This window comes from Coleofasciculus sp. G3-WIS-01 (assembly GCF_040223135.1).
Lineage (GTDB): Bacteria > Cyanobacteriota > Cyanobacteriia > Cyanobacteriales > Coleofasciculaceae > Coleofasciculus.
In genome coordinates, this window is record NZ_JAVJZI010000253.1 from 16,861 (window position 1) to 30,871 (window position 14,011).

A 14,011-nucleotide genomic window follows, 5' to 3' on the forward strand; every position below is an offset into this window, starting at 1 on the left:
GTTAACTGGCTTGGGATTTGCGTCGGCGACAGCGTTCCGAGCAGAACTTCACATTATCCCAGCATTTTGCCCATTTTTTGCGCCAAGTAAAAGGACGTTCGCAGACGGGGCAGATTTTAGTCGGTAGATCTGACTTAGAACGAACTCGTGCCATCTTGGGTTAAGGAGCCATATAAGGTTGAAATCATTGTACTGTGTACATTTTGAACTTGTCAGGCTGGCATTTTTCTCAAAACACTTCACATCTTCCCTAGCCCTGCTTTTGCCCAAGAAACATTAGCCTCAGGAAAGGCAAGACTATTTTTATCCAGTCAACTGAAAAATTATATAAATGATCTCCCCAAGCGGAACGGAAACAGGCAGTTGCTTGGGGAGAAAATCAGATAATCTGATCTCAGAAGTTAGGCAACAGTTAAATCAACCTGGAAGGTTAAATCATTAAAATCATTGTCACCACCTCCATGCAAATCCTCAAAGCCAAAGGTGTTATCACCCAATAGGCGAATGTGATCAACTTTATCAGGATTCGCACCCAAGTAGGCAAAGTAGGCAATGGGTTCTCCATAACCCAGGTACTGATTCGTTGAATTCTCAGTTAGCCATTCCTCCGTCGTGCCATTAGCAATAATATAAGGAGCGAGAAGACTTCCTCCCTGTAACTGGGTGTTAAACGTCACCATACCTCGATTCACATCGCTAACCACCCGTTGGGCAAGGGCAGCTTGGGCATAACCCTCGTTTCCTGGGTGAATTAGTTGACCTGTCATTGGGTCTTTAACTGCTCCCTCTTCATTTTCAATCACGTACAAGCCGACAGAATTATCAAAGCGAGCCTCACTCTTAATCTCGATAAAATTCGCCTCTACCGGACTGGTTTGCCCGCGTAAATCAATGAGTTCTTTTTCCCCTTGTAATTGAGTTCCTAAGACAGGAGACTCATTCGTTGGTTCACCTGTTAGGGTAAGACTCTGGTTACCCTCTGCCATTGGGTTTTGCCCATTGAGAGTAAACTGATTGCTGTCCAACCAATCATTTTGGGGACTGAGTTGAGGCTTGGCATTGCCGTTATTCCTTGTCCCACGATTTACCGTTAAGTCAAAGACATCACTGATTTCTCCTCCATTACCATCATTAGCGGTGAGAGTAATCGAATTCGTGCCGACGGCTTTGTTGCGGAGATTGCCACTAATTAAACCCGTTTCCGGATTCAGGTTTAATCCTTTGGGTAAGCCGATAGCCGAGTAGGTGAGAGAGTCGCCATCAGGGTCAGTGAAATAGTCACTGATGTCTAAACTGTAAAATTGTTTGGTTTGAGCTGTTTGGTCAGCAATAGGAGAGAGTAAAGTGGGGTCATTGTTAACCACAGGTGCGGCGGCGATATCGAGTTTAAACCCATCGCTTTTTGTCCCACCTTGACTATCCGATGCTGTGACCAAGATATTCAGGGTTTCATCCCCATTATTCGGTGTACCTCTGAATATACCTTTATCTGGGTCAAAACTTAACCAAGAAGGAAGTGCGCCTCCATCTTTTAACGTGGCGCTGTAGGTTAATCTATCGCCATCAGCGTCACTAAACTTATTGGTGATATTTAAACGGAAGGATTCGTCTACCTCAACCGTTTGGTCAGCAATGGGAGAGAGTAAAGTGGGGTCATTGTTAACCACAGGTGCGGCGGCGATATCGAGTTTAAACCCATCGCTTTTTGTCCCACCTTGACTATCCGATGCTGTAACCAAAATATTCAGGGTTTCATCCCCACTATTCGGTGTACCTGTGAATGTACCTTGATCTGGGTCAAAACTTAACCACGAAGGAAGTTCGCCTCCATCTTTTAAAGTGGCAGAGTAAGTTAAATCCTTGCCATCAGTGTCACTAAACTTATTGGTGATATCTAAAGTGAAGGATTCGTCTACTTCAGCCGTTTGGTCAGCAATAGCGGTGACTAACAGGGGAGCAGTATTAATCACATTACCGCCACCAGTTAAGCCGGAATTTACCAATAAAGCCCCCACTTTAACCAGGGGGTTCCCCACAGTATGCGTCGGAACTAGACCACCGTTATCCTGCAACGGATTCAGTTGGGCATCGATAATTTTAATCCCGGCAGTTGCATTGTAATCATTCCAGTTCTTTGTGGCTTTCGGCGGAAACTGAACATTCCCACCCTTGTCAATTAATTCCTTATTCGTGTGTTGTTGAATTCCCCAATCGTTTGTGCCATTATCTGCTGTATTCTTGTAAAAGATGGTGTTCTTGACGCTGACCTTAGCATTCTTACCAGCCGATACACCGCCACCAACCCAGCTAGCGTTATTGTAAGCGATGGTTGAGTTGGTAATTTCGGTGGGACTGTAGAGTGTCATTCCACCACCGACACTCCCTGATGTATCTCCAGTGGTTTGATTACCCGAAAAGGTGCTGTTAATAATTTTAGTTGGAGCGTCATAAGTCCATAAAGCACCGCCCTGATGGGCTGCTTTATTATTGGCAAAGGTTGTATCGCGGACGACTAATCCTTTGTTGAGTCCATTACTGAGTTGAACAACGGCACCTCCGTTCCCTTTATTTCCTCCATTAGGGAGTGCTAAAACTTCGTTATTTTTAAAGAGGCTACCTTGAATACTTACATTGTCTTGCGTACCCGTGTAGAGATAAGCTGCACCGCCTTCAGCCCGACCTTTATTCCCGTCAAAGACACTATTGATAATCCGAATTGTGCCAGAGGTTGAATCACTTCCACTACTGGCGCGGTCTGTGTAAACTGCACCGCCGTAACCTCTTAAGGATGGATTTTTGTTTCCCTTGTCATAAAATGCTGCAGTGGTATTGTTGTTGATGAACTTCGAGTTTTCAATGGTTAACTTGCCTTGGAGACTATTAATTGCCCCACCGTTAATGCCTTGGTTGTTGGTAAATTCACTATTGGTAACGGTGAATTTTCCGGGACTGACAAAGGCAATAGCACCGGCGCCGCGTTCATCATTTCCAGCAACGGCTTTATTTTTATCAAAGGTACTGCCATTAATCGTTAATTCGGTTTCCCAGGCGCTGTAGATTGCGCCGCCACCATTATCAGCGACGTTGTTCTTAAATTGAACATTATCGACCGTTAAGGCGCCTTGGTGAGTGATCTCGATCGCGCCGCCGCGTTCCTTAGTATATCCGTTGATCAGGTTAAGGTTTTTTAAGGTCAGGCTGGCGTTGAAATCTTGATTTGAGTTAACAAAAAATAGGCGGGATTGTTTGTTCCCGCTAATCCTCAGCCCTGGAGCGTCAGCCCCATCAATTGTTATATTTTTACCTGGGCGGATTTCCAGTTGACCTGTTCTGAGGGTAATGGTCTTTCCGGCAAGGCTGGAACTGAATTTAATCGTATCTCCTGATTGAGCTAAGGAAATCGCATCTCTTAAGGAACCTGAGCCATTGTTTTTTGTATTGGTCACAATGAGCTGTTGTGGCATAATTCAATCTCCGAGAATTTTTGGCGAATTACGGTCTTTTTGTCGTTTTTAGCAGGTTTAAGGTAGGAGAGAGTAGTGTGGCGATATGTGATGAGTTATTCTTCTCCAACAAAATGAGATAAACAAGTTCCGCTCCTGTTTCTAGTTTAACGCATTGGAATTACACCCTCTATATCTATCAATAGGACAAGAATCAAAAAATGACAGGTTGAATTGACGATACTTTACTAAATCTTAATAAAATTTTTGTATTTCTATGATGAAGGCTTTATCAAGCTAAAGTAGAATAAACCTGAAGACAGGGAAGGGAACGGCTGGAGAAGAGGGTTTAGGCGATTGTGTGGGGAAAAAGCCGCGATTTATCCGAGAATAGGAACAAAGGCAGTAAATTAGCAGACTATCTGTCCGCAGACAAGGCATGACATTAGCGAATGTGCGAATTATCTTGGTTGAACCCGCAGGTGCTTTAAATATAGGATCAGTTGCCCGTGTGATGAAAAATATGGGGTTGCACCAGTTATGGCTTGTCAATCCCCATTGTAATCCGAAGGCATCACCAGCGCGGCAGATGGCGGTTCATGGTGTCGATGTTTTAGAATCAGCCCAACAGGTGGCAACGTTGCCTGAGGCGTTACAGGGATGTCAACGCGCGATCGCAACCACTGCCCGTACTCGTCATTTGCCGACGACTCTGGAGCCTCCCCGCTTGGCATTACCCTGGTTATTGGAGGATGATATCACCTCTGCCTTGATTTTTGGACCCGAAGATCGGGGGTTAAGCAATGATGAACTCAACTATGCCCAGCGATTTGTCTGTATCCCAGCCAATCCAGAGTATCCCTCGTTAAACTTAGCTCAGGCTGTGGCAATTTGCTGTTATGAGCTGGCTCAACTCGCCTCCCCATCTTCTCAGATGAGCCCTGGTAAGACGCACCATGGTGCGTCTCTACATACTCCCCAGACGCACCATGGTGCGTCTCTACATACCACCGCTTCCTTAGATGAAATAGAGGCTTACTTCCAACACTTAGAAGCCGTATTATTAGAGATTGGCTACCTACATCCCCACACCTCGACATCCCGCATGGAAAAGTTCAGACGCCTGTATTACCGAGCCATGCTCACCCCAGAAGACGTCGCCATGCTTAGAGGTATTCTCCGTCAGACAGAATGGGCGGTACAATTTATGCCGAGGTCACAACAGGATGAGTCAGAATCCTAGCTACTGTCTTAGGATATAGACTTTTAGTCGATAAATTGTGAAAATAGCCATGTTCACACCATCAGGAATATGACTGCTTGAAGAGTAAATATCTAGAATTTAGTTGTGTTGGAGGTATTTTCAGTGGCAGTGTCTAGGGGCAGTAAGCATCAAACCGATCGCATCGAGTCTGAACAACGACAAACCTATCGTTATCGTCGGCTTTCTCGTCAACGCCGCCCTCGACAAACCTTGCCCCTGGGAGAGGATATTAATCCTCCCTCATCTTCCCCATCACAACGCCGTCAGCACCCCATTCAACTGCGTGCGGTTCAGCCTAATTCTCAAAACCCCAGTCGCCCCAAAGCCATACCCCTAAACCGTTATGCCCAGTATCCCAGTGAATCCTCGATTTACCCAAATCTGAAGCTACCAAAACTCCGGGCGATTAACGGGATACCCATCAGAGAAACTTCTCTGGGGAATCGTCGGATGAGTCACCCTCCGGCTGCAACTCCACTATCCCAACCTTTGAACCCACGTCAGGAAAATAGCCTCCGTCGGCAAAAGCGGCGCTCAACTGTCTCGACTCCATCAGAGGCGAAACCGAAGCGTCAGTCATCTCGTTCTCAACCCGCCCAGACGGGAAAATCCCGGCGCACTCGGCATTCCCAAAAACGCTTTTCGGGTATATGGATTCAGATTATCCGCCTCCTGATTCTCGGCGTTGGCATTGGCGCGATCGCAGGAACTCTATTATCAGTATTAGATCCCACCAGCAAAATGTCGATGCGATCGAGTGAAGCGGCGGAGGGGAACCCTCAAGAAAGCCCGACGAATCAAAGCATTGCCTCAACCCTCCCCCTGCGCCAAGAAATCACTCCCCTGAAAGCCCAAGTACAAACATTAGTCGCCAAAAATCCTAAATTGCAACCTGGTGTTTTTGTGGTGGATTTAGATACAGGCGCCTACTTAGACTGGGAAAGTAACTCCATCTTTCCCGCCGCCAGCACGATTAAAGTCCCGATTCTGGTGGCATTTTTTCAGGATGTCGATGCGGGCAAAATTCGCTTAGATGAACCCTTAACCATGACACCAGAAATGATCGCCAAAGGTTCAGGGGACATGCAATATCAAAAACCTGGGACGCAGTATAGTGCCTTGGAAGTGGCAACCAAGATGATTACGATTAGTGATAATACCGCCACCAATATGATTATTCATCGCCTCGGCGGTATCCAAGCTGTTAATCAACGGTTCATATCCTGGGGATTAACCGCAACGGCAATCAATAACCCCTTACCGGATTTAGAAGGAACGAATACCACGAATGCCAGAGACATGGCAAACTTGCTGTATAAGGTGAATCAAGGGGAATTATTGACTTTGCGATCGCGCGATCGTTTGTTGGATATCATGCAGCGTACCGTAAATAATTCTCTGATTCCTCAAGGATTAGGTAAAGGGGCGATGGTTGCCCATAAAACGGGGGATATTGGTTCAGTGTTGGGAGATGTGGGTATTGTGGATATGCCCACAGGTAAACGGTATCTCATTGTCACCTTGGTGAAACGTCCCCACAATGATGCGAGTGCCTCGGAGTTAATTCGTAACCTTTCCCGCACGGTTTATGACTATTTCAATAAACCAACGGCGACACCGAGTCTGAACTCGATGCCGATTAGCACACCTGCCATGATGGTGAGTGGATTGCTGATTGGTTTGCAGGGGACGATTTTGTAATTGTCTTATGTCTTATGTCCTTTGTCATTCGTTCAAGCAAAAGGGGAATTCATGCTTCAAGTTGACGTTGAGCGATATGCAATACACAACTATTGATTTATTTGCTGGTGCTGGAGGCTTGACTACAGGGTTTCACTTAGCTGGTTTTCAGACGATATGCGCTATCGATCAAAATCCAAAAGCTTTAGCAACGTTTAAGCACAACTATCCACAAACAACGTTTATTCTGGTAAAGGATATTCGCACAGTCAACATAAGAGAGCTGCGACTAGCGCTTCAATTAGACCGAGAAGAGTTAACCGCCATAATTGGAGGACCTCCATGTCAAGGATTCTCTCGGAACATTCCGGCTGGATACCGATACCTAAAAGATGAGCGAAACCAGCTATACAAAACTTTCTTAGAATTCGTGAAAGAATTCAGACCGTTGTATGTTGTAATGGAAAATGTCCCTGAAATCCTCAAAGCCTATAATGGCACAATTAGAGAAGAGATAACCCGACAATTAGACCGAATGGGCTATGGGGTGACATCCAAATCATTAAATGCGGCAAACTATGGCGTTCCCCAAACCAGAGCCAGAGCTTTCTTTGTTGGTGGTTTGAACGGTACGGCTCCTACACTGCCGGAACCTACTCATCAGGGAGATATTAAATCACTCACCTCTAATCAAAAGACTATTCAATTAAGTATTTTACCAGCGATTGCCTTGCCAATGGTGACTGTCAGAGATGCTATTGGAGATTTGCCCGTACTAGATGCTGGACAAGACTATACCGCACAAACCTATATTTGCGAACCAAAAACTGACTATCAAGCGTTACTACGTCGTGGTAGTAGTAAGCTGGTTAATCACATTGCTCGTCAATTAAGTCCTATACAAATGTCCAGAGCTAAAGTATTAAGAGAAGGGCAAGATGCAAGAGATTTACCGCCAGAACTAGCTCCGAAGAAGCATTACAGTGGCGCTTATGGCAGGCTTTACTGGGATAAACCCGCTAGAACGATTACTCGATGGGTTTTTCATCCGGGTTCGGGCAGATTTTTTCATCCCACACAAAATCGAACTATTACGATTCGTGAGGCGGCACGGTTACATTCTTATCCCGATAAATTTCACTTTCTGGGTTCATATACTCAGATGGCTGATCAAATTGGAGAATCAGTACCTCCTTTATTGGCGAAAGCGATCGCTGATTCTCTTCTTCAGAGAAATCCTCATCATCATCTTACCTTGAATTAAGCTTTTGCTGAAGAGTTGACAAGATGGCGTTCACATACTCGTCAGGTGTAAGACGGTTTCGCTCAATTGTGATCCGAATGGGTTGCTCTGGAATCGTTTGAACTTTGAAGAGTTGTTTTTGATTTTTGTACCAGATTAGTGTTAATTTACCATTAACGGTTCCCTGGAGTCCTTTACCTGCTTTTCCTGTACTTCTATTTATAGACCAGTTCCAGGCAAACTGAGCCGGATCAAGTGGAGTTAGAGGATACTCAGCATAGACATAATCAATGGCATTTTTCTTCTTGCAGAGAATGCCTTCGTAACTATTAGTTACTCCCTGTAGATTGCAATCCTGTATTAATTTTTGATTCCAATGCTCAATGATAGCTTCTCCTAAAGTTGATGGTGGCGAGTCTACTGTCAAGCCAGGAAAACCAAGTGTTGATGCTTTTGTGACTACATCAGCTCGTTGAATTACAAATTGAAAAGTAAATCCCGGATTAAGGTTTGATAATTGAATTGTTTTTAATGACCAACCTGTTTTAGTTCTGATGTCAACAGCATCATGCAGAAGTTTAGTCCGCCCAGATATGGGATCAGAAAGCGGAATTTTCTTAACATAATGAAATATAGCTTCCCAGGAATAATCCTCGATCGAACCAACAATCGGAACGGCAATTGTAGCCGTGATAGCTTCTTTTAGTCTCTCAACTTCATCACTCGTCAGCATTCAGAGATTCCTCTACTATTTCTAGCAGCTCACTCATCGTTATGCCGAGGGCAGTAGTGATTTGATAGAGAATCCGGACAGATGGACTTTTTAATCCTCTTTCCAGTTGGCTAATATACGTTCTATGCAGATCGGCAACCTCTGCAAGGTACTCCTGTGACCAACCTTTCGCCGTGCGAAAGCGCTTGATTTGGGCACCTAAAAGACAATCTAGTTTTTTGAGTGGCATTAAAGATAAGTTAATGCCTTGAATACAATAGTGCTACAGACTAAAGTATTCAAGCCCGGTCAAGTATTCCTAGATGCAAGGATAAGGCAGCCTTGATAGAATAAGTACTTCAAGCTGTATCGTCCTTGCCCACCTATAACTATTTTGGGAACTCGCCTAGGTGGGCAAGATGTCAACTTTAAGAAAATGATCGAGAAACTGAACATGGAAAAGAAAAACTTTAAGGCTTTTACCAATCTAAATCCATTAAAAAAGAATGCTATTCAACTGTGCGGTCAAGAATTTGTTGATTCGTTAACAGCAAACGGTATATACGCGAAAAATGATCAATTTTGGATAGAGGTTAACAGAAAACTAAATATTCCATACGATGCCTACGATCAAAGAAAAATTAGAGAGAAAGTGGATAGGGAACAAGCTTTGGCAGAAGAAAGAGCGAGAAAGAAAGCCGAAATGGAAAGATTACTATCCCACAAGGAAGAACGTTGCTCTAAAAATATAATGGACTGGACAATTGTTGTTTCCGAGATGCTCGAAACAGACGAACATGGAAATAAGTTTGTTGCTGAATGTACGAAAAGTTCAGGCTTTAAACTACCTCCTCAGTTATCTAAGACTTTAGAAGAAGCCTACGGTAGAGCTTGTAATCTTGTCCATGAAAATGAAAAACAGTTACAACAATACAGAAACTTTATAGAGCATTACCAGGTTTTGAAGCCTTTATATCTAATGCTTATATATCTGTCGGGTCGGGATGAATACAATCCTTATCTGGAAAATTACCAAGAAAAACCTTGCAGAGAAAATTTTATCGGTGTCAGGTTTGGTGTCATATTTTACAAGAGCAAGAGATTTGACTATGATATAATTGATCAGTTAGAAAAAGAAGGACTCCTAGAACGTTCAAGCACTGGCAAGAGCGTTATCCTGTTAAAAAAAGGGATGCAAGTTGCAAGAGATATGCTAAAAACAATTAATATGGATGGAGTGGAGAGGTTACTCGAACAGAGAAACTATCATGAAGACTACATTAATTACAAAAGTCAATCAGAAGAAGAGTAGAGACGTTGCATGCAACGTCTCTACAAGGTTTTTAGGGAATTTTAAACATTCATAATTAAGATGGGGGCGGGTTTATTTACATCCGGGTGAGAAAAGAAATCATAGTTGTGAAACCTACCTCCAAACAATCGGTCAGGGCGGGTTTATTTACATCTGGGTAAGAAAAGAAATGATAGTTGTGAAACCCGCCCCTACATTGTTATTCTTCAGCACAGGCGAAAAGACACCTACAGTTCCTCGTTCCCTGTTCCCCCTGAAGATTATCTAAAGTTATAGCCGACTCCCAGCAACAGTCCCACAGCAGGGTTATCAAACAGCGAGGCGCTCACGGAAGCCGTTGCTGTCAATTGAGTCGCCAAAGGTACATCCACACCTCCCGTAGCCAGGAAATCCACTGAACTGTCATCTCCTGTAGAGATAGCGATTCCAGCGCCGATATAAGGAGAGACTCTAGCACCCACGTCTTCGGTGATGTCCGCCGTCACGTCGGTGACACCAGGGGTAAAGTCAAGTGTTACAGGTAGCATAATCGTGGGCTCATCTTCAATGAGGACTGATGGACGAACCGATACATTGCTGGTTGAGCCAATTTTGCTGAAGATAGCGAAGCTTGTTTCACCCAGAGCCGTATCACCATCTCCCAGTCCAATATTACCGCCAATTCCGATATAGCTTGAACCTGAACGAGTCGCTCTACCCGGCGATATCTCTGTTGTATCAATGTCTAGGGGTTCGGTTGGAGCATCCGGTGGAGGTACGGTTTGCTGAGCCAGGTTGGGTGGGGGAGTTGCAGGGAGTATATTTCCTGCATCGCGAGTTCGGTTGAGTTCTGAATGATTGGTGGGTAAACTCCTCTCATCGAGAGACACTGCGGAACCTTTTAAACTCTGTGCACTGGTTGAAACATTTTGCCACGGATATGGCGAATCCATTCCCTGGTGAGCAGAGGATTCCGCTGTTTCTGCTCGAACTGACGGTATACTCGACACTATTATCAACGCAATAGTACTGAGCAACGAACAAGTTTGTCTAAAAGCGAAACTATTCATACTTATACCTTCTGAGTAGAGAAATCCTGTCAAAACGTGCTATTAAAATCTATGGGTATCCTTAACCACCAAATTGGGCAGAAAATGGCACGATTCCCTAGATTTAGCTAGAAAAAGCTTAGCGGTGATTACTTGGTTTGACTTCTACCTAGAGAAAATATAATATCTACCTAAAGGTAGATAGAGCAAAGAGCGTCGGTATAGTAAAGACAGCAGTCTTTAAAAAGGTTTCTGTAACAAGCCGTCACAATCTGAGTATTTGTCATGGTTTGCGCCCCGCTCCGTTCAGAATGGCGTATTATAACCGTGCAAAGTATACCTTAAGTTAAATTGCCTGTTTCACTGCATTCAGTTCAAAATGCCAGTGAGGGACGCTGAATGGGAAATCAGTATTATTTATTATGGATATCAGCACCGTTTGGGAAGACTTAGCTTGGCAACAAGGTGGCAAAATTGTTTATTTAATTCTAGATGGGGTGGGCGGATTGCCTGATCCAGACCGAGGCGGGACGGAATTACAAGTCGCCCAGACGCCGAATTTAGACGAATTGGCAAAAGAATCCAGTTGTGGTCTATTAGAAATTGTCGGTCCGGGAATTACACCGGGTAGTGGTCCGGGTCATTTGTCTTTATTTGGTTATGATCCCCTGAAATATAATGTAGGTCGCGGTGTTTTATCAGCGTTGGGAATAGAGTTTGATCTCAAGGAAAATGATATCGCGGCGCGGGTGAATTTTGCCACGATTGATAAAGAGGAGAATGTTACCGATAGACGAGCGGGTCGAATTGCTACCGAGAAGAATCGCCGTCTCTGTGAAAAGATTCGGGACAAGGTTAGCTTGGATTTTGAAGGGGACTACTTCTTTGAAACCGTCAGCGAACACCGGGCGGTATTTGTGTTAAGGGGTCAGGGATTAGGGGGAAATTTAGCGGATACTGATCCGCAAACCACAGGCGTTCCCGCTAAAGAACCGACGCCTGCATCAGAGGACTCAAAGAATACCGCCGAGTTGGTGCGATCGTTTATTGATCAGGTACGGCAGGTTTTAGCGGATGAAGATCCTGCCAATGGCATTTTAATGCGTGGGTTTGAGCAATATCAACCCTTGCCGGCAATCCGCGATCGCTTTAAACTTGATGGTGTTTGCGTGGCTGATTATCCCATGTATCGGGGAGTGAGTCGCTTAATCGGCATGGATGTTGTCCCGCGTCCCGGTGGAATGAAACAACGGTTTCAGGCGCTGCAAAAGGTTTATGGGGAAAAGTACAATTTCTATTTCCTCCATGTTAAGCATTCCGATAGTAAGGGAGAAGATAGTAACTTCGAGGGTAAGGTAAAGGTCATTGAAGAAGTCGATCAGCTTTTGCCTTTAGTTACTCGACTCAATCCTGATGTGTTAGTCGTGAGTGCAGATCATTCTACACCTGCGATAATGGGACAACACAGTTGGCATCCTGTCCCAGTCATGATTCATAGCAAATATGCCAAAGTGGATGACGTGGCGACATTTGATGAATATGCTTGTGGGCGGGGGATGTTAGGATTACGTCCTGGGGTGCAGTTGATGGGGTTAGCGTTGGCACATGGGGGACGGTTACGCAAGTATGGGGCGTAACCAACATAAATCGGACAGGTAGGGGCGCACGCTCCGTCATCCGTGTCAACTTAAGACTTTGTATGACTAGCGAGCAAAGTTTAGATCCCCCTAAATCCCCCATGGAACAAAAGCGAAGCATCCTTTGGCTTCCCCCTTTTTAAGGGGGACGGGAGGGGGATCAAAAGGGGGACTTTGATTACATTTGATGTAGCCGATGATAATCTCAATGCCATTCAAAATTTATTAGATGTCAGGTTTGTATAAAATGTTCAAGTTAACCAAGGGAGTTGGGTTTCGTTCCAAGGGCTCAACCTACTCTCGTTGACGTGCTTCCTAACCCAGTATTGGACTTTGGACAATGACCTGGACTCCGGAACAAATCCTCGCACTCGCCCCCGATGCTAAGTCTGCCCAAAATGGTCAAGGCTTGGCACACTTATCGAAATGGCAAGGATTGGGACGGAATCAGGATGCGGTGTGGGGAGAATTCCTTGGAAGTGGAAGTCAACCCTATCAAACCCAAATCGATTTAGGCGAAACGGCGTTTAAATGCAGTTGTCCGAGTCGTAAATTTCCCTGCAAACATGGACTCGGACTCTTATTACTTTTCGTCAATCAACCCGATAGTTTTAACCCAAATCAATCCCCCGACTGGGTAAACGATTGGATTACCACTCGCCGTCAAAAACAAGCTAAAAAGGTAGAAAAATCAGAAAACGTTGCTGATCCCGTTGCTCAAGCCAAACGCGCCGCCAAACGGGAGGAAAATGTGACAGGGGGTGTGCAAGAATTAGACCGTTGGTTGCGCGATTTAGTCCGTCAGGGATTAGCCAAGTTACCGGAAAAAGACTATAGTTTTTGGGATACGGTCGCCGCCCGGATGATTGATGCTCAAGCCCCCGGATTGGCGCGTCAGTTACAGGAGATTTCGGGTATTCCTTATACGGGGGTGGGTTGGCAAGAACGCCTTTTGCAACGGTTGGGACGCCTGTATCTATTACTCCAAGGATTCCAACGCCTAGAAAGTTTACCCCCCCCCAGACAAGCCGATATCCGCACGGCGATTGGTTGGGGGCAAAAAGAAGAAACCGCTACCTCGATTATCCGCGATCGCTGGTTAATTTTAGGACAGTGCATCGAAGACCAGGATAACCTTAAAGCGCAACGGATATGGTTACAAGGACAACAGACGCAACGATTCGCCCTCATCCTTACCTTTGCCCATCATTCTCAACCCCTAGATACCAGTCTCATCCCCGGTACTCTCCTCGACGCCGATTTGGGATTCTTTACCAGTGCTTATCCGTTGCGGGCAATTGTCAAAACCCGTCACGCCCCAGCCATACCGTTTACAGAGATAGAGGGGGAACGCGCGATCGCAACTGCCCTAACTCAATACACAAATGCTTTATCTTGTCAACCCTGGTTAGACCAATTTCCCCTAAGTTTACAAGGCGTTATTCCCCAGAAATATAACAAAGGTTGGGCATTGCGCGACGGTGCTAATCAGGTATTAAGCCTCACCCCTAGCTTTACAGAGGGTTGGCAGTTATTTGCCCTGAGTGGGGGACATCCCATTACCGTGTTTGGCGAATGGAATGGTGATGACTTTTTTCCCTTAAGTGCTTTTTCCCAAGATCAGTTTATCGCGTTTTGATGGATAAGAGCGGGTTCGTAGTCAGGGCTTTAGCCCTAGATTTGGTTAGATTT

At 45.0% G+C, this 14,011-nt stretch carries 11 protein-coding genes; 6 read left to right on the forward strand and 5 right to left on the reverse strand.

Translation table 11 applies throughout. The annotated features are described in order from the left end of the window. Window position 1 precedes the first annotated feature (1 nt). Together RIM23_RS26880 and RIM23_RS26885 are read right to left on the reverse strand one after the other, a co-directional pair. Window positions 2–154, reverse strand: coding sequence for a DUF2256 domain-containing protein (locus RIM23_RS26880; RefSeq protein ID WP_446337469.1), 153 nt, complete (start codon window positions 152–154; stop codon window positions 2–4). A gap of 247 nt (window positions 155–401) precedes the next feature. Next, entirely contained in the window at window positions 402–3,464 is a 3,063-nt protein-coding gene (locus tag RIM23_RS26885; protein ID WP_446371000.1) for a putative Ig domain-containing protein, read from the reverse strand. 418 nt (window positions 3,465–3,882) lie between these two features. Here RIM23_RS26885 and RIM23_RS26890 point away from each other — a divergent pair, with 418 nt between their 5' ends. The 3 genes from RIM23_RS26890 (at window position 3,883) to RIM23_RS26900 (ending at window position 7,651) form a co-directional block, all read left to right on the forward strand. Then, the gene (locus RIM23_RS26890; protein WP_446371002.1) at window positions 3,883–4,686 is read left to right on the forward strand and encodes an RNA methyltransferase; all 804 of its coding nucleotides are present in this window, start codon (window positions 3,883–3,885) and stop codon (window positions 4,684–4,686) included. Between the two features lie 123 nt (window positions 4,687–4,809). Next, on the forward strand, window positions 4,810–6,408 hold the full coding sequence (locus RIM23_RS26895) for a serine hydrolase (RefSeq protein ID WP_446371004.1): 1,599 nt from the start codon (window positions 4,810–4,812) through the stop codon (window positions 6,406–6,408). Between the two features lie 76 nt (window positions 6,409–6,484). Next, entirely contained in the window at window positions 6,485–7,651 is a 1,167-nt protein-coding gene (locus tag RIM23_RS26900) for a DNA cytosine methyltransferase (protein WP_446371006.1), read from the forward strand. Here the strand turns inward: RIM23_RS26900 and RIM23_RS26905 are convergent. Continuing rightward, on the reverse strand, window positions 7,638–8,363 hold the full coding sequence (locus tag RIM23_RS26905) for a hypothetical protein (RefSeq protein ID WP_446371008.1): 726 nt from the start codon (window positions 8,361–8,363) through the stop codon (window positions 7,638–7,640). The two genes, RIM23_RS26900 and RIM23_RS26905, sit on opposite strands and share 14 nt — an antisense overlap. Further along, entirely contained in the window at window positions 8,350–8,592 is a 243-nt protein-coding gene (locus tag RIM23_RS26910) for a helix-turn-helix domain-containing protein (RefSeq protein WP_446371010.1), read from the reverse strand. Before RIM23_RS26910 ends, RIM23_RS26905 begins: the two co-directional genes overlap by 14 nt. Before the next feature lie 204 nt (window positions 8,593–8,796). On the opposite strand from RIM23_RS26910, the gene RIM23_RS26915 reads away from it, so the two are divergent. Continuing rightward, window positions 8,797–9,654, forward strand: coding sequence for a hypothetical protein (locus RIM23_RS26915; protein ID WP_446371012.1), 858 nt, complete (start codon window positions 8,797–8,799; stop codon window positions 9,652–9,654). Between the two features lie 260 nt (window positions 9,655–9,914). Here the strand turns inward: RIM23_RS26915 and RIM23_RS26920 are convergent, their stop codons facing one another. Continuing rightward, on the reverse strand, window positions 9,915–10,523 hold the full coding sequence (locus RIM23_RS26920; protein WP_446371014.1) for a hypothetical protein: 609 nt from the start codon (window positions 10,521–10,523) through the stop codon (window positions 9,915–9,917). A gap of 581 nt (window positions 10,524–11,104) precedes the next feature. Between RIM23_RS26920 and RIM23_RS26925 the strand changes: the two genes are divergently transcribed. After that, window positions 11,105–12,319 (forward strand): 2,3-bisphosphoglycerate-independent phosphoglycerate mutase, encoded by a 1,215-nt coding sequence (locus tag RIM23_RS26925; RefSeq protein ID WP_446371016.1) that lies wholly within the window; start codon window positions 11,105–11,107, stop codon window positions 12,317–12,319. 340 nt (window positions 12,320–12,659) lie between these two features. Beyond that, complete coding sequence (locus RIM23_RS26930; RefSeq protein ID WP_446371018.1) at window positions 12,660–13,958, forward strand: SWIM zinc finger family protein; 1,299 nt, start codon at window positions 12,660–12,662, stop codon at window positions 13,956–13,958. Window positions 13,959–14,011: the final 53 nt, after the last annotated feature.

Coding starts and splice junctions, on each gene's coding strand:
- RIM23_RS26880 (WP_446337469.1), bottom strand. CDS start 154: ATGGCACGAGTTCGTTCTAAGTCAGATCTACCGACTAAAATCTGCCCC.
- RIM23_RS26885 (WP_446371000.1), bottom strand. CDS start 3,464: ATGCCACAACAGCTCATTGTGACCAATACAAAAAACAATGGCTCAGGT.
- RIM23_RS26900 (WP_446371006.1), top strand. CDS start 6,485: ATGCAATACACAACTATTGATTTATTTGCTGGTGCTGGAGGCTTGACT.
- RIM23_RS26905 (WP_446371008.1), bottom strand. CDS start 8,363: ATGCTGACGAGTGATGAAGTTGAGAGACTAAAAGAAGCTATCACGGCT.
- RIM23_RS26910 (WP_446371010.1), bottom strand. CDS start 8,592: ATGCCACTCAAAAAACTAGATTGTCTTTTAGGTGCCCAAATCAAGCGC.
- RIM23_RS26915 (WP_446371012.1), top strand. CDS start 8,797: ATGGAAAAGAAAAACTTTAAGGCTTTTACCAATCTAAATCCATTAAAA.
- RIM23_RS26925 (WP_446371016.1), top strand. CDS start 11,105: ATGGATATCAGCACCGTTTGGGAAGACTTAGCTTGGCAACAAGGTGGC.
- RIM23_RS26930 (WP_446371018.1), top strand. CDS start 12,660: ATGACCTGGACTCCGGAACAAATCCTCGCACTCGCCCCCGATGCTAAG.
- RIM23_RS26890 (WP_446371002.1), top strand. CDS start 3,883: ATGACATTAGCGAATGTGCGAATTATCTTGGTTGAACCCGCAGGTGCT.